At 68.7% G+C, this 21,403-nt stretch carries 22 protein-coding genes; 14 read left to right on the top strand and 8 right to left on the bottom strand.

Annotated features, from left to right (window positions below; genetic code table 11):
- Positions 1-121 precede the first annotated feature (121 nt).
- Together KU887_RS22525 and KU887_RS22520 are read left to right on the top strand one after the other, a co-directional pair.
- On the top strand, positions 122-2,344 hold the full coding sequence (locus KU887_RS22525; protein ID WP_006482131.1) for an amylo-alpha-1,6-glucosidase: 2,223 nt from the start codon (positions 122-124) through the stop codon (positions 2,342-2,344).
- Positions 2,345-2,440: 96 nt separating this feature from the next.
- Complete coding sequence (locus tag KU887_RS22520) at positions 2,441-2,692, top strand: hypothetical protein (RefSeq protein WP_006482135.1); 252 nt, start codon at positions 2,441-2,443, stop codon at positions 2,690-2,692.
- Positions 2,693-3,170: 478 nt separating this feature from the next.
- On the opposite strand, the gene penR is transcribed toward KU887_RS22520, so the two are convergent.
- The gene (gene penR, locus KU887_RS22515; protein ID WP_006491626.1) at positions 3,171-4,061 is read right to left on the bottom strand and encodes a beta-lactamase transcriptional regulator PenR; all 891 of its coding nucleotides are present in this window, start codon (positions 4,059-4,061) and stop codon (positions 3,171-3,173) included.
- 136 nt (positions 4,062-4,197) lie between these two features.
- Here penR and blaPEN-B point away from each other — a divergent pair, with 136 nt between their 5' ends.
- Positions 4,198-5,136: a PEN-B family class A beta-lactamase gene (gene blaPEN-B / locus KU887_RS22510; protein ID WP_258258190.1), complete on the top strand. Its 939-nt coding sequence runs from the start codon at positions 4,198-4,200 to the stop codon at positions 5,134-5,136.
- A gap of 481 nt (positions 5,137-5,617) precedes the next feature.
- Here blaPEN-B and KU887_RS22505 read toward each other — a convergent pair whose 3' ends face one another.
- From KU887_RS22505 to KU887_RS22485, 5 genes are all read right to left on the bottom strand, one after another.
- Positions 5,618-5,818, bottom strand: a complete 201-nt coding sequence (locus KU887_RS22505; protein WP_258258189.1) for a DUF805 domain-containing protein — start codon at positions 5,816-5,818, stop codon at positions 5,618-5,620.
- Between the two features lie 584 nt (positions 5,819-6,402).
- Positions 6,403-6,771 (bottom strand): antibiotic biosynthesis monooxygenase, encoded by a 369-nt coding sequence (locus KU887_RS22500; RefSeq protein WP_006485685.1) that lies wholly within the window; start codon positions 6,769-6,771, stop codon positions 6,403-6,405.
- Between the two features lie 35 nt (positions 6,772-6,806).
- Positions 6,807-7,253, bottom strand: coding sequence for a MarR family winged helix-turn-helix transcriptional regulator (locus KU887_RS22495; protein ID WP_006485683.1), 447 nt, complete (start codon positions 7,251-7,253; stop codon positions 6,807-6,809).
- Between the two features lie 322 nt (positions 7,254-7,575).
- A complete protein-coding gene (locus KU887_RS22490) occupies positions 7,576-8,943 on the bottom strand; it encodes an ATP-binding protein (RefSeq protein WP_206532996.1) in 1,368 nt (455 codons plus the stop codon).
- 5 nt (positions 8,944-8,948) lie between these two features.
- Complete coding sequence (locus tag KU887_RS22485; protein ID WP_006485687.1) at positions 8,949-9,611, bottom strand: response regulator; 663 nt, start codon at positions 9,609-9,611, stop codon at positions 8,949-8,951.
- Positions 9,612-9,845: 234 nt separating this feature from the next.
- Here KU887_RS22485 and KU887_RS22480 point away from each other — a divergent pair, with 234 nt between their 5' ends.
- From KU887_RS22480 to KU887_RS22450, 7 genes are all read left to right on the top strand, one after another.
- The gene (locus KU887_RS22480) at positions 9,846-10,199 is read left to right on the top strand and encodes a YgiW/YdeI family stress tolerance OB fold protein (protein ID WP_205671870.1); all 354 of its coding nucleotides are present in this window, start codon (positions 9,846-9,848) and stop codon (positions 10,197-10,199) included.
- A gap of 55 nt (positions 10,200-10,254) precedes the next feature.
- A complete protein-coding gene (locus tag KU887_RS22475; RefSeq protein WP_006485686.1) occupies positions 10,255-11,115 on the top strand; it encodes a MurR/RpiR family transcriptional regulator in 861 nt (286 codons plus the stop codon).
- Positions 11,116-11,179: 64 nt separating this feature from the next.
- Complete coding sequence (locus KU887_RS22470; protein WP_006485684.1) at positions 11,180-11,605, top strand: N-acetyltransferase; 426 nt, start codon at positions 11,180-11,182, stop codon at positions 11,603-11,605.
- 183 nt (positions 11,606-11,788) lie between these two features.
- Complete coding sequence (locus KU887_RS22465) at positions 11,789-13,456, top strand: ankyrin repeat domain-containing protein (RefSeq protein WP_212066125.1); 1,668 nt, start codon at positions 11,789-11,791, stop codon at positions 13,454-13,456.
- 146 nt (positions 13,457-13,602) lie between these two features.
- The gene (locus KU887_RS22460) at positions 13,603-14,463 is read left to right on the top strand and encodes an oxaloacetate decarboxylase (RefSeq protein WP_006489758.1); all 861 of its coding nucleotides are present in this window, start codon (positions 13,603-13,605) and stop codon (positions 14,461-14,463) included.
- A 335-nt stretch (positions 14,464-14,798) separates the two neighbouring features.
- Positions 14,799-15,065, top strand: coding sequence for a YodC family protein (locus KU887_RS22455; RefSeq protein ID WP_034178596.1), 267 nt, complete (start codon positions 14,799-14,801; stop codon positions 15,063-15,065).
- A 105-nt stretch (positions 15,066-15,170) separates the two neighbouring features.
- Complete coding sequence (locus KU887_RS22450) at positions 15,171-16,073, top strand: cytochrome P450 (RefSeq protein WP_258258182.1); 903 nt, start codon at positions 15,171-15,173, stop codon at positions 16,071-16,073.
- 15 nt (positions 16,074-16,088) lie between these two features.
- Here KU887_RS22450 and KU887_RS22445 read toward each other — a convergent pair whose 3' ends face one another.
- Together KU887_RS22445 and KU887_RS22440 are read right to left on the bottom strand one after the other, a co-directional pair.
- Positions 16,089-16,415 (bottom strand): superinfection immunity protein, encoded by a 327-nt coding sequence (locus KU887_RS22445; protein ID WP_006490851.1) that lies wholly within the window; start codon positions 16,413-16,415, stop codon positions 16,089-16,091.
- A gap of 90 nt (positions 16,416-16,505) precedes the next feature.
- A complete protein-coding gene (locus KU887_RS22440) occupies positions 16,506-16,925 on the bottom strand; it encodes a rhodanese-like domain-containing protein (protein ID WP_258258177.1) in 420 nt (139 codons plus the stop codon).
- 114 nt (positions 16,926-17,039) lie between these two features.
- Between KU887_RS22440 and ftrA the strand changes: the two genes are divergently transcribed.
- From ftrA to KU887_RS22420, 4 genes are all read left to right on the top strand, one after another.
- Positions 17,040-18,002 (top strand): transcriptional regulator FtrA, encoded by a 963-nt coding sequence (gene ftrA / locus KU887_RS22435; RefSeq protein ID WP_006490855.1) that lies wholly within the window; start codon positions 17,040-17,042, stop codon positions 18,000-18,002.
- 185 nt (positions 18,003-18,187) lie between these two features.
- Positions 18,188-19,642 (top strand): M20 family metallopeptidase, encoded by a 1,455-nt coding sequence (locus tag KU887_RS22430; protein WP_006490856.1) that lies wholly within the window; start codon positions 18,188-18,190, stop codon positions 19,640-19,642.
- Between the two features lie 59 nt (positions 19,643-19,701).
- Entirely contained in the window at positions 19,702-20,811 is a 1,110-nt protein-coding gene (locus KU887_RS22425) for a malate/lactate/ureidoglycolate dehydrogenase (protein ID WP_006490859.1), read from the top strand.
- The gene (locus KU887_RS22420) at positions 20,808-21,347 is read left to right on the top strand and encodes a TfoX/Sxy family protein (RefSeq protein WP_258258172.1); all 540 of its coding nucleotides are present in this window, start codon (positions 20,808-20,810) and stop codon (positions 21,345-21,347) included. The genes KU887_RS22425 and KU887_RS22420 overlap by 4 nt, the downstream gene beginning before the upstream one ends.
- Positions 21,348-21,403: the final 56 nt, after the last annotated feature.

Here is a 21,403-nt window from a genome sequence, read left to right as displayed (position 1 = left end):
GACGCAGCGACGTCGCGGGGCGCCGCGGCCGTTTCGTCGCTGCGCACGTACCCGGTTCTGGCCTATCCTGTGCGAAACACGCGACGCGCGCCGCGCGTTGCGCCTCGACACAGGAGCATCGATGCCGAATCACGCCGAAGCCACGACGACGCAGGCGCCGCAAGTCGCGCCAGTTGCCCCGACCATCGCGTCGGGTCCCGCCTTCATCGCGCCCGAAGCCGATCAGCAGGTTCTCGCGCGCAACAACCAGTACGTGCTGAAATCCGGTGACGCGTTCGTGGTCAGCGACGCGCTCGGTGACATCGGCGGGCATGACGACGGCCTGTTCGTCGACGACATGCGCGTGCTGTCGAAATGGCGCCTGACGTTCGGCGGCCGCGCGCCGTCGCTGCTGTCGGGCGCGACGAGCGCCGACAACGCGTCGTTCACCGCGCACCTGACGAACCGCCCGCTGCCGCCGCTCGGCGGCCACGAGACGCCCGAGGGCGTGATTCATATCGAGCGCATGCGCGTGCTCGCGGGCGACGTGCTGTACGAAGCGCTGACGCTGACGAACTACGGCGCGAGCGAAGCCGAGGTGCCGCTGTCGCTGTCGTTCGCGGCCGATTTCAAGGACATGTTCGAAGTGCGCGGCACGCAGCGGCCGAAGCGCGGCACGGTGGGCGCGCCGCGCGTCGACGCGGGCGCGGTGCGGCTGCGCTACGACGGCCTCGACGGCGTGGAGCGCAACGTGACCGTGCATTTCTCGCCGGCGCCCGACGCGCTGTCGGTCGATCGTGCGGACTACACGCTGACGATCGCCGCGCAGGCGTGCGTGTCGATCTACCTGACCGTCGATGCGACGCTCGGGCCCGAGCAGGGCGAAGGGCCCGGATGCGGCCGCGTCGCGCTGCGTACCGCGCTGGTCGGCGTGCATCGCGAGATGCGGGCACGGCGCGAGTCGATGGCGCGCGTGAACACCGGCAATCCGCTGTTCGACGCATGGCTCGATCGTTCGCTCGCGGATCTCGGGCTGCTCACGACGCAGCTCGACACGGGGCCGTACCCGTATGCGGGCATTCCGTGGTTCTCGACGCCGTTCGGCCGCGACGCGATCATCACGTCGCTGCAGATGCTGTGGCTGCAGCCGTCGCTCGCGCGCGGCGTGCTGCGTTTTCTTGCCGAGCATCAGGCGCGCGAGACCTCCGCGTTCCGCGACGCGGAGCCCGGCAAGATCATGCACGAGTTCCGCCGCAGCGAGATGGCCGCGACGGGCGAGGTGCCGTTCGCGCTGTACTACGGCGGCGTCGATACGACTCCGCTGTTCATCGTGCTCGCGGGCGCCTATCTCGAACGCACCGGCGACGATGCGTTGATCGACGAGCTGTGGCCCGCGCTCGAGCGCGCCGCGCAATGGGTGATCGACAAGTGCGACCGCAATCCGTACGGACTGCTCGATTACCAGCGCACGTCGGAGCGCGGCCTCGCGAACCAGGGCTGGAAGGACAGCCACGATTCGGTGTTCCACGCGGACGGCCGTTTCCCGGACGGGCCGATCGCGCTCGTCGAAGTGCAGGCCTATGCGTGCGCGGCGCTCGACGCGATGTCGGCATGCTCGCACCGGCGCGGCCATGCGGCCGACGCGACGCGCTACGCGTTGCGCGCGAAGACGCTGCGCGATCAGGTCGATGCGCTGTTCTGGATGCCGGAAGGCGATTTCTACGGGATCGCGCTCGACGGTCATGGCGAGCTGTGCCGCGTGTTCGCGTCGAACGCCGGCCACCTGCTGGCATTCGGGCTGCCCGACGCCGAGCGCGGCGCGGCGGTCGCCGGCGTGCTCGGCTCGGCGCTGTTCCAGACGGGCTGGGGCATCCGCACGCTCGCGGCCGGCCAGCCGCGTTTCAACCCGATGGCGTATCACAACGGCTCGGTGTGGCCGCACGACAATGCGCTGATCGCGCGCGGTCTCGCGCGCTACGGCGACAAGACGGCCGCGGTGAATCTGCTGCGCGCGCTGTTCGAGGCGGCGGTGAGCTTCGAGATGCGCCTGCCGGAGCTGTTCTGCGGGTTCCCGCGCCGGCGCGGCGAACCGCCGACCGCGTATCCGGTGGCCTGCCTGCCGCAGGCGTGGGCGGCCGGCGCGCCGTTCATGATGCTGCAGGCGTGCCTCGGCGTGAGCATCGACGCGTCGCGCCACGAGGTGCGCGTCGAGCGCCCGGCCTTGCCGGAAGGCGTCGACTGGCTGCGGATCGACGCGCTGCGCGTCGGCGACGAAACCGTATCGCTGACGTTCCGCCGTGTCGACGGTCAGGTCGTCGCGGCGGCGGAGCAGCCGGGCCGCGTGAAGGTGGTCGCGGTACTGTAGCGGGGCGCTGCGCGAACGTTGCGCGATGTCGCGCCACGTTCGCGCGCAGCGGCATAGAATCGTGACATGACCCTTGAACGATGGCGGAGGTAGACGATGACGACCGACAACCGGCCCGACGACGGCGAGCACAAGCTCGAGAATCTGGAAGCGGCGGTCGACCACCTGCACAAGTCGATCGAATCGCAGAGCATCGCGGTCGGCGCGGCGAAAGGCATCCTGTTCAGCCTGATCGAAACGCTCGGCGCACTGATCGGCGATCCCGATCTGCCCGAGCATGCGCGTTCGGGCTACGAAGCGTTGCGCGACAAGGCGAGCGAATTGCGCGGCGGGCTCGACCGCCATTGATGCACGGGCGGCGCGGGCGCTGCCCGATTTGGCAGACGCGGCACAAAACCCCGTGCGCTCAACCAGTTAGGTGCCCGATGCGCAGGATATCCACAAGCTTGCCAACACAATCTGTGGAGAACCGCCCGGCCGCCGGCCGGGTGCGTCGCGGGTGCGTGGCGAGCGGTTCGACAACCGTTCCGGTGCCACACCATTGACCGGTCAAGGTCCGTGGATCGAATCCCCTTGTGTATCAAGATGTTACGCGTCCGATCTGACGGATATCCACAGGCTTGCCAACAAAATCTGTGGACAACTCGCAATCGATTGCGTCGCAGGGGTTGAGGATCCGGCCGGAATGCGACCGGGGCACGAAGCCCGTGCGCAAAGGCTGCCCGCGCCGTGCACCGGCACGCTAATGCGTGCGCGATCAAGGGCTTAGGCGCCAGGTACCCAGGATATCCACATCCTTGCCAACACTTTCTGTGGACAAGCGGCGTTATTCGACGGGCGCGGCGCCGGCCGCCTCGGCCACGATCCAGTCCCGAAAGAGCGTCATCGCGGGCGTCAGCGGTTTCGACTTCAGCGACGTGAGCCAGTAGCCGCCCGCGCGCACGTCGATGTCGAGCGGCCGCGCGAGCTGGCCGAGCTGCAGTTCGCGCGCGAACATGCACGCGGGCGCGAGCGCGACGCCCGCACCCTGCATCGCGGCCTCGACCATCAGCCGGGACGAATCGAACACGGGTCCGTTGACGGCCCACGGTTCGAGCCGTGCGGCGTCGAACCAGCCGAGCCATTCGTCGGTGCGGTACGAGCGCAGCAGCGTTTCGTTCGCGAGATCGGCCGGCCGCGCGAGGCGCCGCGCGATCTCCGGCGTGCACAGTGCGGTGAGTGGCGCATCGAGCAGCCGCTCGTTGCGCGTCGCCGGCCAGTTGCCTTCGCCGAAACGGATCGCGAAGTCGAGGCCCTCGGCGGCGAGGTCGACGACATTGTTGTTGGTCCGCAGCCGCAGCTCGACGAACGGGTGCGTGTCGCCGAACTGCTTCAGCCGCGGCATTAGCCAGCCTAGGGCAAAGGTGCCGACGACGCCGAGCGTCAGCACCTCGTGGAAACGCCCGCCGTCGAACTGCTTGAGCACCGTTTCGATGCGGCTGAACGCGTCGCTCAGCACCGGCAGCAGCGCGCGCCCTTCGTCGGTGAGCCCGAGGCCGCGCGGCAACCGCGTAAACAGCGTACAGCCGAGCCGCTCCTCGAGCGAGCGCACCTGCTGGCTGACGGCGGCCTGCGTCACGCTCAGCTCGAGGCCGGCGCGCGTGAAGTTCAGGTGGCGCGCCGACGATTCGAACGCGCGCAACGCATTGAGCGGAAGATGAGGGCGGAGCTTCGTCATAAGAATTTCTTTTGTCAGCGCTCAATTATCGTTGCTTGTCAGGCAACCGTAAAGTCTCGATAGTGCTGTCTCGGCGGCCGGCCGTTTTCCCTCTCCCGACACCGTTGCGCCGCCATTCCACCACGAGACAACCGACATGACCTACTCATCGAAACGTCGAACCCTGTTGCTGGCCGCCGCGACGGCGCCGCTCGTTCTCACCGCCACCGCGTGCGCGTCGCGGCAGGCCGCTGCGCCGGAGCCGGCCACGGCGGCGGCAGCGGCTGCCGCGGACGCCATGGCGCCCGCCGCGGCAGCAGCGACGCTCGCCGATCTCGAACGCGACGCGGGCGGCCGTCTCGGCGTATGCGCGATCGACACGGCGAGCGGCCGGGTCATCGAGCATCGCGCGGGCGAGCGCTTCCCGTTCTGCAGTACGTTCAAGGCGATGCTGAGTGCGGCGGTGCTCGCGCAGAGCGTCGAGCGGCCGGGCTTGCTGCAACAGCGCGTGAAGTATACGAAGGCCGACCTCGTCAACTATTCGCCGGTGTCGGAGAAGCATGTCGGCGCGGGCATGACGGTGGCCGCGCTGTGCGAGGCGACGATCCAGTACAGCGACAATTCGGCCGCGAACCTGCTGATGAAGCTGATCGGCGGCCCGTCGGCGGTCACCGCCTACGCGCGCTCGATCGGCGACGACGCGTTCCGGCTCGATCGATGGGAGACCGAACTGAATACCGCGTTGCCGGGCGACCCGCGCGACACGACGACGCCCGCCGCGATGGCCGCCAGCATACGCGTGCTGACGCTCGGCGACGCACTGCCGGCCGCGCAGCGTGCGCAGCTCGTCGCGTGGCTGCGCGGCAACAAGGTCGGCGACAAGCGGATTCGTGCGGGCGTGCCGGCCGGATGGGTGGTCGGCGACAAGACCGGTACTGGCGACTACGGGACGACGAACGACGCGGGCGTCATCTGGCCGACGTCGCGCGCGCCGATCGTGCTGGCCGTGTACTACACGCAGACGCGAGCCGATGCACGAGCGAAGGATGACGTGATCGCGTCGGTCGCGCGCATCGTCGCGCAGACGTTCGGTTGAGCGGCGCGGCGCGGCGTGCGTGGCGAGATCCGCGGGCGCGCCGTGCCGCAGTCGTGACCCGCGCGATCAAACGTTGTGCGATCAACGACTTAGATCGCGCATGCTCAGGATATCCACATGCTTGCCAACAAAAAGTGTGGACAAGCCCGCACGCGGCGGCGCCAGGCATGCGCCCGCCGTCGTGCCGCGTTTGAAGCAGCGCGGACAAAGTCTTTCGGATCAAGCGTTTGGCCGCGGTATGCGCAGGCTATCCACACGCTTGCCAACACAATCTGTGGACAAGCGCGGCGAGCAGTGTGGCAGCCGGTGCGTCACGCGTCGACGCAGCACATAACCGGTGATTGGCCGCCCGCGTGCCGCTTTCTAGGCGGCGCGGACAAAGTCTTTCGGATCAAGTGCTTGATCGCGGTATGCGCAGGCTATCCACATGCTTGCCAACACAATCTGTGGACAAGCCCGCGCGCTGCCGCGATGGCAACGCTCAGGGCTGCCGATCGCCGACGGCCGGCCAGCGCGCGAACGCGAACACCCACAACATGATGAAGTTCAGCACCGGGACGAACATCGTCAGGATCCACCAGCCCGAATGCCCGGTGCGCCGGACGATGCGGACGTACGGATAGACGACGATGGCGACGAGCACGAGCGAGATGAGCAATTGCCACGCGGTGAAGTGGTCCATGGTCTTCCTCGGATTGAAATGTCGTCATGCGGTGCCGGCGGAACGGCCGGCCCGTGGCGCCGACGCGCGTTGCCGGCCATGCGCGGCCGCGTGCGGCTTGCGTGATCTTGATGGGTGACGGGCGCGGGCGTCAAGGTATCGGCGCCGCGCTGCGATCGCACTGAATCGTCCGCGTGCGCGCCGGCCGCTACCGCGCGCTGCCGAAACGATGACACGCGGCACGAACCGTAGACCGATCAATGGGTTAGCGCAGGCTTGCGCAGGATATCCACAAGCTTGCCAACACAATCTGTGGGTAAGTGGCGCAGCGCCGGCCGTTACGACGCGCATCGAGCGTGCATCGGACTGCATCGGAGTACATCGGGACTACATCGCCGTGGCGTCGTGATGCGAAGTGCGGCGACGCGGTGTGCGCGATGGCCATGGCGCGCGCCGTGTCTGCATCACGCGTGCCAAAGTCCATCGGATCAAGGGTTTAGCGTCGCGGTGCGCAGGATATCCACAAGCTTGCCAACATTTTCTGTGGAGAACTCCACGTTCGCGAGGCGGCCGATGCCACGCACTGCCACGCTTCGCATGCCCGCTCACGCCGTGCAGATACCGGCCACGCCGACCTTCTGGAACAGGTGCGGGCTGGCGACGGCGGACGACGGATAGGCCGACAGCTTGGCGACGAACTCCGGATGCGTGAAGGCCGCGCGAAACGCGTCCGTCGATTCCCAGATCGCGTAGTTCAGGTAGGTCGGGCTGTCGCCGAGCGCGCGATGAAGCTGCGTCGAGATGAATCCCGGCTGCCGCTTCATGAAAGCCGCGTCGTCTTTCCAGGCGGCGAGAAAATCGGCTTCGTCGGCGGGCGCGAGCGTGAACACGTTGACGAGCACGACCGGGTCCGCGTCGATCGCAATCTGTTGCTGGATCGGAAAGGCCGGATCCATCGGCTTGAACTGGGGCATGGGTGCTCCTGGTGAGGTAGAGGGCGAGCGGGCGGCTACGCGTGGCCGTCCTGGCCGTGCGCGCCGGACATCGCCGACAGCACGCGCAGCGCCGCGTCGAGGTCGGAAGAGCTGAAGTCGCCGGCGATGTCGCGGACATGCCGCTGCCACTGCTCGACCACGGCCTGATAGGCCGCTTCGCCGCGCGGCGTCAGCGCATACAACGGCGAGCGCTTGTGCGCCGGATTGGGCAACGACAGCACCAGCCCTTCGTCGGTCAGCACGTTGATCTGTTTCAGGACGGCCTGCCGCGTGATGCCCATCGTGTCGGCGATCTGCGGGATGTTGGGCGCGTCCGGCGCCATCGAGATCGCGCCCAGCACCTGCCAGCGCGCGCTGGTCAAGCCGTGCGGCCCGGCGAAGGTGTTGCCCCATTCGATCAGCAGGCCGTTCAACCGGAATACGGATAGCGCGACGGCGGTCAACTTGTCGGATTTCGTCATGGCCAGCTCGGGTCGTAAATTGACAACTACTTTACGTAATAGACAACTAGTTGTCAAATTGATGGGCGAGTGTCGACAGACGAAGGGGCTTCGGTATTGCAGCGTGGAAGCGCACGCGAACATCCGTGAAACCTCGACCGATCTTTGGGGCGAGCGGATTGTCCACCAGGAGTGACGCGCGCGGGCGTGCTTGCCCCGGGCCGGCGCATTTGCCGCGCACGCACGACAAACCCTTTCCGATCAAGGGCTTGGTGCTGTTAATGGAAGGTTGTCCACAAGCTTGCCAACATTATCTGTGGACAAGCCTTCGGCCGCCCGCGCATCAGGCCGGCAGCGGGAAGCGCACCGTGACGGTCAGCCCGCGTCCGCCGCGGGTGGTGCCCAGCGAGACGGTCGCGCGATGCTGTTCGGCGATCCGCTTGACGATCGACAGCCCGAGCCCGCTGCCCGACGACGTGGCGGCCTGTGCGCCTTCGCCGCGATAGAAGCGTTCCCACACGTCGGCGCGCTCGGCTTCCGGAATGCCGGGGCCGTCGTCCGCGACTTCGAGCACGGGCGTCGTGCCGTCGACGCGCGCCGACACGTCGACGCGCGCGCCTTCGCCTGCATAGCGGATCGCGTTGTCGACGAGATTGTTCAGCAGCACGCGCAGCGTGTCGGCATTGCCCGCGGCCATCACCGGCACGTCGACGATCGCGCCGAGATCGATCCGGTGCGCGTCGGCGACGCGTGCGCGATCGGACACCACCGAGCGGCACAGCGCGGCGAGATCGACCGGCGCCGATGCGGAGACGACCGCCTGCGCATCGGGTTCGAGGCGCGCGAGCGTCAGCAACTGTTCGGCGAGGTGGCCGAGGCGGGTCGTGCCCGCATGGATCTGCGCGAGGATGTGCTCGCGTTCCTCGGCCGTCGCCGCGCGCCGCAGCAGTTGCGACTGGATCGACAGCCCCATGATCGGCGTGCGCAGCTCGTGCGCGGCATCGGCGATGAAGTGCCGCTGCAGCGTGAACGAGCGGTCGAGGCGCGCGAGCAGGTCGTTGATCGCTTCGGCGAGCGGGCGGACCTCGTTCGGCATCGACGCGACGTCGACCGGTTCGAGGTTGTTCGCATTCCTGCGTTTCAGGCCGGACGCGATCGCCCGCAGCGGCCGCAGCCCCGCGCCGATGCCGAACCACAGGCCGAGCGCGAGCAGCGGCAGCATCGAGAACACGGGCCACAGCAGGTGGACGGCGATGCCCGCGATCGCTTCCCAGCGCGCATGCCGCGCCTGTGCGAGCCGGATCGTCGTGCCGCCGCGCTCGGTCACATAGGTGCGCCACGGCTGGCCGCCGACGTCGACGCTCGCGATGCCCTGCTGCGCGGGCGGCGGCAGCTTCGAGTCGCGATCGGTCGAATACACGAGCGTGCCGTTGCGCCACACCTGCAGCAGCACCGCGTCGGGGTCGCTCGCTTCGAAGCCGTGCTTGCCTTTGGCATGGTTGCTGAACGACAGCTCGCCGTTCGGGCCGACCACGATCTGTTTCGACATGCTGCGCATCTGGTCGTCGAGCAGGTCGTCGAGCTCGCGCAGCGCGCCCCAGTAGGTGCCGGCGCTCGCGACCAGGCCGATCACGCACGCGGCCGGCAGCAGCCACGTCAGCAGGCGCCGCCGCAGCGACGCGTTGCGCCAGCGCGCGACCGCGCGTTCCATGCGCGTCACGTGCCGTCACCGATCCGGTAGCCGACGCCGCGCACCGTGCGGATCATGTCGTGGCCGAGTTTCTTGCGCAGGTTGTGGATATGCACCTGCACCGCGTTGCTCTCGATTTCCTCGCCCCAGCTGTACAGCCGTTCCTCGAACTGCTCGCGCGAAATCACCGCGCCCGGTTCGCGCATCAACTCGTGCAGCAGTACGAATTCCTTCGGCGACAGCGGGACTTCGTCACCGTCGAGCCAGACGAGGTGCTTGACGGGATCGAGCCGCAGCGGGCCGATCGCGAGCGTCGTCTGCGCGCGACCCGCATGGCGGCGGCTGACCGCGCGAATGCGGGCGAGCAGCTCGTCGAGCTCGAACGGCTTGACGAGATAGTCGTCCGCGCCGCTGTCGAGGCCGGCGATGCGGTCCGGCACGCCGTCGCGCGCGGTGATGATGATCGCGGGCAGGTTTTCGTCGCGGCGGCGCAGCGCGGCGAGCACCGACAGGCCGTCGCGGTTCGGCAGCCCGAGATCGAGCAGCAGCAATCCGTAGCCGGTCGCGCGCAGCGCGAGCGACGCGGCGTCGCCGTCCTTCACCCAGTCGACCGCGAAGCCTTCCTGTTTGAGGCCCTGTTCGAGCCCGCTGCCGATCAGCGGATCGTCCTCGACGAGCAGTACGCGCATGAATTCGTGTCTCTTCAAACGGGGCGCCGCGGCGCCCGGGATTCCCATGATAAGCGCACGCGTCTTAGACCAAGCTTAAATGCGCGCAGGGCGCCGCGCGGTTTTCGTACTCGTCCAATGCGGCACCGTGTCACTTCGGGATGCCCTTCAGGTTTGCTTAATCTTACGGTCCGTAATCTGGCGCCGTCGCGTTCAACGGAGCGCGGCGCCACATCGAAGAAGAGGACCACGATCATGAAACATCTGGCCAGAATTCTGGCGGTCGCGCTCGTCGCGCTGCCCGCCGCCGTCTACGCGCAATACACGGGGCCGTCCGCGCTGACCACGACCACCGTGAAGGAACTGCTCGCCAACGGCCGGGATGACCAGCACGTGCAGTTGCAGGGGCGCATCGTCAAGCACGTCGGCGGCGAGGACTACGAGTTCGCCGACGCCACCGGCACGATCCGTGTCGAGATCGACCACAAGCTGTGGGCGGCGGGCCAGCCCGTCAGCGACAAGAACGAGGTGAAGCTGACCGGCGAATTCGAGCGCAAATGGTCGGGCCGCGTGAAGGTCGACGCCGATCACGTCGAAGTGCTGCGCTGACCGATGCGCGCGGGGCCGGTGATACCATGGACGACCGGTTCCCGTTCCCATCAAGATGGCCGCCAATTTCGACGAACTCGCGTCCCGGATCCGGGCGCAATTTTCCGAGCTGAGCCCGCAATTCCAGGCGGGCGCCGCCTTCCTGCTCGATCATCCCGACGAAGTCGCCACGTCGTCGATGCGTAAGGTCGCACAGCGCGCGCAGGTGCAGCCTGCGTCGCTCGTGCGGCTCGCGCAGCAATTCGGCTTTCCCGGCTGGAACGAGCTGCGCGACCTGTGCGTCGCGCGCGTGCGTACGCGGCCCGAGCCGCTCACGCAGCGTGCGCGCTCGCTCGTGCGGCCCGACGCGAAGGCGTCGCTCGCACACGACCTGCTCGCCGCGCAGCAGCACAACCTGTCGGCGACCGCCGCGCAGAACGAGCATGCGCTCGCGGATGCGGCAAAGCTGATTCGCAAGGCATCGCATGTGCACGTGGCGGGGTTTCGCTCGTGCTATCCGGTCGCGTTCGGTTTCGTCTACGGCTACCGGCTGTTCCGGCCGACCGTGTCGCTGCTGAACGGCGTCGCCGGTTCGCTCGAAATGGAACTGCGGACGATCGCGAAGCAGAGCGTGACCGTGATCGTCAGCTTCGCGCCGTATTCGGCCGAAGCGACGCGCGTCGCGCAGGCCGCGAAGGCGCAGGGCAGCCGGATCGTCGCGATCACCGACAGCGCCGTGTCGCCGATCGCGCTGCACGCGGACGCGCAACTGATCTTCACGCACGACAGCCCGTCGTTCTTTCCGTCGCTGGTGGCCGCGCATGCGATGGCCGAGGCGCTGGTCGCGCAGTTGCTGGCGCTCGAAGGCAGCGATGCGATCGCGGCGCTCGAGCGGACCGAAGCGGAACTGCACGCGAAGGGCGCGTACGTCGTTTGACGGGCGCGGCACGGGCAGTTTCAGCCCTCTCGCATCACTTTCATTCACGACCCGACGCAACTCGATGACGTTGACCTACGCAGTGACCGACGCGGGCGACGCGGCGGTGCGCAAGCAGATCGTCGCGCCGCTCATCCGCTTCAACGAAAGCCAGGCCGGCCCGGTCGACTTCCGGCCGCTGGCCGTGATCGTGACCGACGAGGCCGGCGCGGTGGTCGGCGGCCTGTGGGGCGGCACGGCGTTCGGCTGGCTGCACGTCGACCTGCTGGTCGTGCCCGAGGCCGCGCGCGGCCAGGGTGCCGGCACGCGCATCATGGACCTGGCCGAACAGGAGGCCGTCGCGCGCGGCTGCCACAGCGCGTGGCTCGACACGTTCGACTTCCAGGCGCGACCGTTCTACGAGAAGCGCGGCTATGTCCGCTTCGGCGAGCTGCCCGATTATCCGGTCGGGCACAGCCGCATTTTCCTGACGAAGAAGCTCGCGGGCTGAGCGCCGCCGCGCGGCACGATTGACGTTGCCGGCGGCCGTCGCCTACGATACCGGGCAGCGATGCAGGTCGCTTCCGGGTCCGCGGAAAGGGTTCAACCCACCTGTCGCGGCAAATCCGGTCTTTCCCCATCCTTTGTGCTGGCGGTATTGCGGACCTTCGGCCATCCATGCACGAGGATCCGCATGAAAAAGCTGCCTCCCAACGCCCATCCCGATCATCTGAAAAAGCAGGCCAAGGCGTTGTTGCGCCTGTACCGGCAGGGTGACGCCGATGCCGTCGCGCGCTTCGTCGAGTCGCTGCCCGCCGCCGCGAATCGCACGCACGACGAAACGCTCGCGCTCGGGCTGCGCCTGCACGACGCGCAGTCCTGCATCGCGCGCGAGTACGGTTTTGCTTCGTGGGCCGATCTCGGCGTGTTCGTCGAAACCCATGCGCTCACGCGGGAACCGCGGCCGCTGCTGATCCGCCGCTGGCTGGAGCTCGCTTACGGCGCCGACGTGACGGGCGGCTTCGACGCGGCCCGGCCGCGCGTCGCCGCGCAATTGCTGCTCGATCATCCCGATCTCGTTTCGGCGGACCCGACCATCGCGTGTGCGGCCGGCGATCTCGACGCGGTGAAGGCCGCGCTGGCCGCCGATCCCGGCTGGATCGCGCGCGCCGGCGGGGCGCTGAAGCTGCCGCCGCTCGTCGCCGTCACGCATTCGCGGCTCGGGCAGCTTCCCGAATTCGCGGCGAGGTTGCGTGCGTGCGCGCGTCATCTGCTCGATGCGGGCGCTGATCCGAACCAGCGGATCGGCAACCGGTATCCGCCGGCCTCGCTCGCCGCGCCCGATGCGTCGGCGCCGCTGTCGGCGCTCTATGGCGCCGCCGGCGTCCAGCGCGATCCGGCGCTCACCGCGATGCTGCTGGAAGCCGGCGCCGATCCGAACGACGGCGAATCGCTGTATCACTCCGTGGAGAACCCGGCGTGCACGCGGCTGCTGCTCGAGCACGGCGCGCGGGTGGGCGGGACGAATGCGTTGCGACGCGCGCTCGACGTGCCGGACGCGACCGCGCTCGAACTGCTGCTCGCGCATGGCGGCGATCCGAACGAACCGGCCGGCGAGGGGCCGACCAGGACGTGGGGCGCGCCGTTGCTGCGCGCGATCGCCGTGCGTTGCCCGGCGCGCCACGTCGCCGCGCTGCTGGCGGCCGGCGCCGATCCCCACGTGCGGACCGCCGCGGGCGTCAGCGCGTACCGGCTCGCGATGCAGACCGGATCGTCCGATGTCGCGGCGCTGTTGCGCGCGGCCGGCGCGGAGGAAGCGCTCGATGCGCAAGACGCGTTCGTGGCGGCGTGCGCGCGCGCCGATGCCGACGACGCACGGCGCATCCAGGGGCGTCATCGCGAACTGCCCGGTGCGCTGTCCGACGACCGGCTGCGGTTGCTGCCGGACGCCGCCGCATGGGGTTCGCGCGATGCGGTGAAGGTGATGGTCGAGCTGGGCTGGCCGATCGACGCGCGTGGCGGCGACTGGGACGCGAGCGCGCTGAATCACGCGGTGTTCCGCGGCGATGCGGAACTGCTGGCGTTTCTGCTCGCGCACGGTGCGGGCTGGCGCGACCTGCACGGGTTCGGCAGCGACGCGCTCGGTACGTTGTCGTGGGCGTCGGTCAACGAACCGGAGGGAGCCGGTGAGGCCGACTGGGAGGCGTGCGCGCGCGTGCTGCTTGCGCATGGCGTGCCGCCAGCGGTGCGCGATCCGTCGAATCCGGATGGCGTGCTGATCGACGGTCGCGCGATGCGGTTCTCCGAGGCCGTCACCGACGTGTTGCTCGGCAGCGACGGCGGGCGGCCCGTATCGACGTGAACCGACGCGGGCGGCCGCGCGGGGTGGCCTGCATTCGGCGTTGGGCCGCATTCTTCCTGTTGCGCGACGACATTTCGACGAAAGCTGAAACGTCGCGTGCACGACCGGCGTAAGCTCACCCGTCAACACTGTCCCTGGAGTTCGCGATGATCCGTTCCGACCTGCAAGCCCGCCACGCCGAAGCTTTCCGTGCGCTGCATACGCGCCCCGGCGCGTTCATCATCCCGAACCCGTGGGACGCCGGCACCGCGCGCCTGCTCGCGATGGCCGGCTTCGAGGCGCTCGCCACGACCAGCGCCGGCTACGCGTTTTCGAAAGGGCAGCCCGACAACGCGATCGACCGCGACGCGATGCTCGATCACATCGCCGATCTCGTCGCCGCGGGAGGCCTGCCGGTGAGCGCCGATCTCGAGAACGGCTTCGGCGACGCGCCCGGCACGGTGGCCGAAACGATCCGGCTGGCGGCCGAAGCCGGCGCGGTCGGTGGCTCGATCGAGGATGCGACCGGCCGCGCCGATACGCCGATCTATGCGCGCGACGCGTCGGTCGAGCGCATCGCGGCGGCCGTCGACGCGGCGCGCGCGCTGCCGTTTCCGTTCACGCTGACCGCCCGCTGCGAAAACTACCTGCACGGCCGCCGCGACCTCGACGACACGATCGCGCGGCTCGTCGCCTATCGCGACGCCGGCGCCGACGTGCTGTACGCGCCCGGCATCACCGACGCCGACGAGATCGCGGCGGTGACGCGGGCGGTCGGCGCGCCGGTCAATGTCGTCATGGGCCTGCAGGGCGGGCTGCTGAGCCTCGACGAACTGGCGGCGCTCGGCGTGAAGCGTGTCAGCGTCGGCGGCGCGCTGGCGCGGGCCGCGCTCGGCGCGTTCCTGCGCGCGGCGACGGAGATGAGGCGCGACGGCACCTTCACCTTTACCCAGGCGGCCGTGCCGGGGCGCGATATCAACCGCTGGTTTGCGGCGCCCGATAATTCGCCGATTTTGTTCGACGAATGAGCCCCAATAAAAGCCGGAATCGTTTACGGCGAAACATTGATTGACAATAATCAACCAGTTTCGCGTCCGAATTAATCGTCGATGACGACACGAAAATCATCGTCTATTCTCCGCATTCCGCCTGTTCGGCCACAGCCGGCGCGCCGCGCCTGACGCCCGGCGGGCCGTCAGGCGTGACGATCCCGCGCATTGTTGCAGGTTATTGTTCAGAGCGTTGCCGCGCGCGGCAGTTGCCGGATGATTTTTTGATTGATAATCTGCGGCACGTTCCAATGGCCGGTCAGTGCGCCGCCGGGAATATCAATATATTCAATATATAAAAAGCTGAGAGAGCGATGACGATCCGAGAAAATCACCGCATGAGGTTTCGCGTGGGCGATGTCGTGACGCTTAAAACGGGCGGCCCGCGCATGACCGTCACGTATGCCGGGCCGGTCGTGTTCGACGACGGCGACTGGCTGATCTGCCAGTGGTTCGACGAAAGCGGCGAATTCCGGCAGGAAATGTTCCATCACGACACGGTGGTGCCCGAACCGCGCGCGATTTCGGCCGGGCGGGTCCGGCTGCGCATGCAGTCGCACCGCGACCGATCGGCGGCCTGACGCCGGCCGCCTCAGCCATGCCGTGACTCGTCGCTCCCCGTCCGTACCGCGACATTTCACGCCATCCCGAAACATGCGGCGGCGCACTGCGCCGATACTGAGCGCATGAACCCGACCGATCCCATTGCCGCGGTCACGCACCGCGATCCCTATCCCTATTACGCCGCGCTGCGCGATCGCGCCGAGACGATTGCCGCGCGGCGGTTGTCCGCGCCCGGCGATGCCGACGCGCTGAACGCATGGTGCATGACGGTGCCCGTGTGCGCGGTTGCCGATCTGCTCGGCTTCGACGAAACCCAGCTCGACGACATCGCGGCGCGGGTCGTCGAATTCGTCGCGGCACTGTCGCCGCTGTCGGATGCCGCGGCGCTGGCGCGCGCGAGCGACGCGGCGCGACAACTGCTCGACCGGATGACGGAACGCGTCGCGCAGTCGCATGCGCAGGACGGCACGCTGGTCGCCGCGGTACAGCAGGCGGCCCGCGCGTCGGGCTGGCAGGCGGGCGGCGCGCTGGTCGCGAATCTCGTCGGGTTGCTGTCGCAGACATGCGAGGCGACCGCCGCATGGCTCGGCAATGCACTCGTGGCGTGGAACGGCGAAGCAGGCGAGGTGCCGGACGCTGCCGCGATCGACGCATTCGTCGCCGAAGTCGGGCGTTTCGATTCACCGGTACAGAACACGCGCCGCTTCGTCGCGGCACGCACGACGATCGAAGGCGTGAGCGTCGAAGCCGGCGACGCGATCCTCGTCGTGCTGGCGGCGGCGAATCGCGATCCGGCCGTGCATCGCGAGCCGCACCGGCTGATGCCCGGCCGCACGGCGGGGCCGAATTTCGGTTTCGGCACGGGGCCGCATGGATGTCCGGGCGAGCGAATCGCACGGGCGGTCACGGCGGGGGCATTCGCGGCGCGGTTGCACGCGGGCGGCTGGCCGCCGCGTGACGCACTGAAGTGGGATTACCGCGCGTCGACCAATGTCAGGATGCCGAAGTTCGACGCGAGTCGGTGAAGGGGAAAGAGGGACTTACCGGCAGCCCTGTTTTTCCGCCCATTGCTCCTGGGCGGCGACACGGCGTTGCACGCGTTCGACGAGGCCGGTCGAAAAAGTCCGCATGCTGATGCCGCGGCGCTTCGCGAGGATCGTCTGCGCGACGTCGGTGCGCGGGTTCGGCTGGCACGCCCAGTACAGCGTCATCAGCCAGCCGATGCCTGTCCACGCGAACAGGGCGTTGAACATCGCGATCGTCAGCTTGTCGTGCCGGCCGCGCCGGTCGGCAATGACGGCCGGCAGGAAATAGAGCGCGATCGCCGCGACTGAACCGGCCACTTGAATCAGGACTGCATCATGCATGGTGCTGCTCCGTCCGAACTGCAATGAGGCTGATTGTCGCGCTTTTTCCGTTCGTGTGCAGGCAATTGATTGTTGCGCTTTTAGTGACGATCAGGCGGCTTCGACGTCGGTCGGCTGCACGTCGTTGCTCAGTGCGAAACCTTCGTCGAGCCAGCCCGTCACGCCGCCGATCATCAGCTTGACCGGGCGGCCGAGGCGCGCGAGCCGGATCGCCGCGCGGGAGGCGCCGTTGCAGTGCGGCCCCGCGCAGTAGACGACGAACAGCGTGTCGGCCGGGTAGCCGGCGAGCTTGCTTTCGATGATCTTGCGGTGCGGCAGGTTGCGCGCGCCGGGCACGTGGCCGGCGGTGAACTGGTCGGGGCCGCGCACGTCGAGCAGCACGAAATCGGGCGTGCCGGACGCGAACGCGTCGTGCACGTCCCAGCAATCGGTCTCGAAGCGCAGCGAGGCCTCGAAATGCGCGAGGGCGGCGGGGCTGTCGGCGGCGGGGACGTCGGTGACGTGGGACATGGTCAGGCTCTCCGGGTTGAACGGGCACGAAATGCGCCGCAATGAAGGGCAGTATCGCGGTTCGGCGCGGGTCGCGGCAGTGGCGCGATCGACAAGTTCCGGTAACATCGCGCCATGCACAATCATCTCGTCGTCGCGCTCGCCTACGATCGGCTCTGCACGTTCGAATTCGGCTGCGTGGTCGAACTGTTCGCGCTCGAGCGCCCCGAACTCGGCGTCGACTGGTATCGCTTCGCGGTATGCGCGAGCGAGCCGGGGCCGGTGCGCGCGGCGGGCGGCATTACCGTTGCCGCGCCCTACCGGCTCGCGACGCTCGATCGCGCGGACACCATCGTGATTCCCGGCTGGCGCGATCCGGACGAATTGCCGCCCGAGCCGTTGCTGAAGAAGCTGCGGGCCGCGCACCGGCGCGGCGCGCGGCTCTGCTCGATCTGTTCGGGCGTGTTCGTGCTCGCGGCGGCCGGCGTGCTCGACGGCCTCACCGTGACGACTCACTGGCGGTATGCGGAACGCCTGCAGGCCCGTTATCCGGCGCTGCGCGTGAATCCCGATGCGCTGTACGTCGACGAAGGGCAGATCGTCACGTCGGCCGGCTCGGCGGCGGGGCTCGACATGCTGCTGCATCTCGTGCGCCGCGATCATGGCGGCGCGATCGCGAACCGCGTCGCGCAGCGTCTCGTGCTGCCGCCGCATCGCGACGGCGGCCAGGCGCAGTTCGTGCCGCGTCCGGTCGCACCGGGCGGCACCGACCGGCTCGCCAAGCTGATCGACTGGATGCGCGCGCATGCGGCCGAGCCGCACACGCTCGCGTCGCTCGCCGCGCAGGCCGCGATGAGCACGCGCACGCTGCAGCGTCAGTTCTCCGATGCGACGGGGATGTCGCCGCTGGCGTGGCTGATCCGCGAGCGCGTGAACGTCGCGAAGGACATGCTCGAGGCGCAGCCGGCACTGCCGCTCGCACAGGTCGCGGCGCGCGCCGGGTTCGGTTCCGAGGAGTCGCTGCGCCGGCATTTCCGGCGCGTCGCGGCGACGAGCCCGGCCGCGTACCGGCGCGGGATGGATCGCGGCGGCACGTAGCGGGTGTCGGGCCGGAGCGCTCGCGCGACGATGAAAAGCCGTCCCTGCGGCACGATGCGCTCACCCGCGCGGCCGGGCTGCGCGACGCATTTCCGAACGCTGTCTGAACGGCCAGGAGGGGCGCCGGCGGGGGCGCATCGGCGTATGATCTGGGTTTTCGTCAGCCCGATCCAGGCACCCCCACCATGACTTCCGTCGACACTACCCCCGTCCTCGACCATGACAAGCTCGTTACCTTCATCGAGCGCAAGTGGAACGATGAAATCCTCCACGCCCTGACCGACTACATCGCGATTCCCGCGAAGAGCCCCGCATTCGACCCCGACTGGGCGAAACGCGGATATCTCGAGCGCGTCGTCACCGATGCCGCGCAGTGGGCCGAACGGCAGCCGGTGAAGGGCCTGAAGCTCGAAATCGTGCGCCTGCCGGGCCGCACGCCGGTGATCTTCTTCGAGTCTCCGGCCACGCGCTCGGGCAGCACCGACACGATCCTGCTGTACGGCCACCTCGACAAGCAGCCCGAATTCGACGGCTGGCGCGCGGACCTCGGCCCGTGGACGCCGAAGTTCGAGAACGGCAAGCTGTACGGCCGCGGCGGCGCGGACGACGGCTATGCGATCTACGCAAGCCTCGCGGCGCTCGGCGCGCTCGACGAGCAGGGCATCGAGCGGCCGCGCTGCGTCGGCCTGATCGAGACCTGCGAGGAGTCGGGCAGCTACGACCTGCTGCCGTACGTCGACGCATTGCGCGACCGGCTCGGTCAGGTGTCGCTCGTCGTGTGCCTCGATTCGGGCGCCGGCAACTACGACCAGATGTGGCTCACCACGTCGCTGCGCGGCCTCGTGTCCGGCGATCTGCAGGTCGAGGTGCTGGAAGAAGGCGTCCACTCGGGTGTCTACGGCGGCATCGCGCCGTCGAGCTTCCGCGTGATGCGCCAGCTGTTCGAGCGCCTCGAAGACGCGAAGAACGGCAACCTGCTGCCGGGCGTGTTCCATTGCGAGATTCCGTCGAGCCGCGTGCGCGAAGCCGAGGCCGCTGCCGCGATTCTCGGCGACACGGTGTGGAAGGGGCTGCCGTGGGCGTGCGGCCAGGATGGCAAGCCCGTGCTGCCGACCACGACCGATCCGCGCGAGGCGCTGCTGAATTCGACGTGGCGTCCGTCGCTGTCGGTGACGGGCGCGGCCGGCATGCCGGCGCTCGCCGATGCGGGCAACGTGCTGCGTCCGCGCACCGCATTCAAGCTGTCGCTGCGGCTGCCGCCGCTCGTCGACGCCGCGCAGGCCGTCCAGCAGCTCAAGGAATTGCTCGAACTCGATCCGCCGTACAACGCGAAGGTCACGTTCAAGCCGGACGCCGGCGCCGCGACGGGCTGGAGCGCGCCGGATCTCGCGCCGTGGCTCGCGTCGTCGCTCGACGCCGCGTCGCGCCGCCACTTCGGCGCCGACTGCGCGTACATGGGCCTCGGCGGCACGATCCCGCTGATGAACGTGCTACAGGAAGGCTTCCCCGCAGCGCAATTCATGGTGTGCGGCGTGCTCGGGCCGAAGTCGAACGCGCACGGCCCGAACGAGTTCCTGCACGTACCGTATGCGAAGAAGCTCACCGCGGCCGTTGCCGACGTGATCGCGACCGCGCGCTGATCGGCGCAACGTTCGACGTACCGTTGCCCGACCCGAACCGCCTTGATGGAGTGTTGCCGATGACCGCACTGCCGACGCCCGATACCGAACCGCTGCGCATGCGCGCCGAATCGCTGCACGCCTTCGTCGCGGCACTCTGGGAACGGGCCGGCAGCCACCCGCGCGAGGCGACGCTCGTCGCCGATCACCTGGTCGGCGCGAATCTCGCGGGCCACGATTCGCACGGGATCGGGATGATCCCGAATTACGTCGCGTCGTGGCGCGAAGGGCAGCTGCAGTTGAACGGGCACGCGTCGATCGTCCGCGACGGCGGCGCGGTGCTGACGATCGACGGCGGGCGCGGCTTCGGCCAGGTGATCGCGTTCGAGGCGATGGTCGAAGGAATCGAGCGCGCGCGGCGCATGGGCATCTGCGCGATCGGGCTGCGCGACGTTCATCACCTCGGCCGCATCGGGCACTGGGCCGAGCAGTGCGCGCGCGCCGGGCTCGTGTCGTTCCATTTCGTCAACGTGCCGGGCGACCTGCTGGTCGCGCCGCTGCACGGCACCGATCCGCGTTTCGGCACGAATCCGTTCTGCGCCGCGTATCCGCGGGCGGGCAAGCCGCCGTTGCTGCTCGATTTCGCGACGAGCGCGATCGCGTACGGCAAGACGCGTGTCGCGTACAACCAGGGCAAGCGCGTGCCGGCCGGGTCGCTGATCGACCATCGCGGCCAGCCGACCGACGATCCGGCCGTGATGCACGAGCAGCCGTTCGGCGCGCTGCTGCCGTTCGGGCTGCACAAGGGCTATGCGCTCGCGGCGATGTGCGAGATCTTCGGCGGCGCGCTGGTGGGCGGGCATACGACGTACGGCGATACGCTGCAGAAGACGAGCGCGATCGTCAACGGGATGCTGTCGGTGCTGATCGATCCGAACGCGTTCGACGCGGCCGATGCCGAACGCGAAGCCGATGCGTTCGTCGCGTGGGCGAAGGCGTCGCCGCGGGCCGGCGATGCGCCGGTGCAGGTGCCCGGCGAGCCGGAAGAGGCGAGCCGCGCCGCACGCGGCACGGCCGGGATTCCGGTCGACCGCGCAACGTGGCGGCAGATTCGCGAGAGCGCGGCGGCCGTCGGGGTCGACGCGGCCGAGTTCGATGCGTGGACGCAGCGCTGCGAGGCGTCCGCATGAGCTGGCAGGCGGAGAAGGCGCACGGCGAGGAAATTGCGTATCAGCTTGCGCCGCTCGGTACGGTCGCCGTAGCACGGTTCTTCAGCGGGGCGGCCTTGCGGCTCGACGGCGTGATGTTCGGCTTCCTGTCGCGCGGGTCGCTGTTCCTGCGTGTCGACGACGTGAATCGCCCGGCGTTCGTCGCGGCGGGGATGGGGCCGTTCTCGTATGCGCGGCCCACGCGCACCGTCTCGCTCGAGGGCTATTACGAAACGCCGGCCGACGTGCTCGAGGATGCGGGCGCGCTGCTCGACTGGTGCCGCAGCGCGTATCGCGCGGCGCTGCTGGCCGGGCCGCCGAAGCGCAAGGCGCGGGCGGTGTCGAAGACGGGATCGAGGGCGGCGCCGAAGCCTGCAGCGAAACCGGCGCCCAAAAAGGCATCCACGCCAGCGGCGAAATCCGCATCGAAACCGGCGTCGGCGCAGAAAGCGAAACCGGCATCGAAATCATCATCCGCGCCGGCACCGAAACCGGCAGCGAAGCGCAAGCAGACGTAATACCGGCCGCGTGGCGCGACAGCCTCGCAAGGTTCGCTTTCCTTTCTTTCAGACCG

Source organism: Burkholderia sp. EMB26 (assembly GCF_024730645.1).
Classification (GTDB): domain Bacteria; phylum Pseudomonadota; class Gammaproteobacteria; order Burkholderiales; family Burkholderiaceae; genus Burkholderia; species Burkholderia cenocepacia.
Note: the sequence above shows the minus strand (reverse complement) of the source record. Positions and strands in the feature narration are given on the sequence as shown.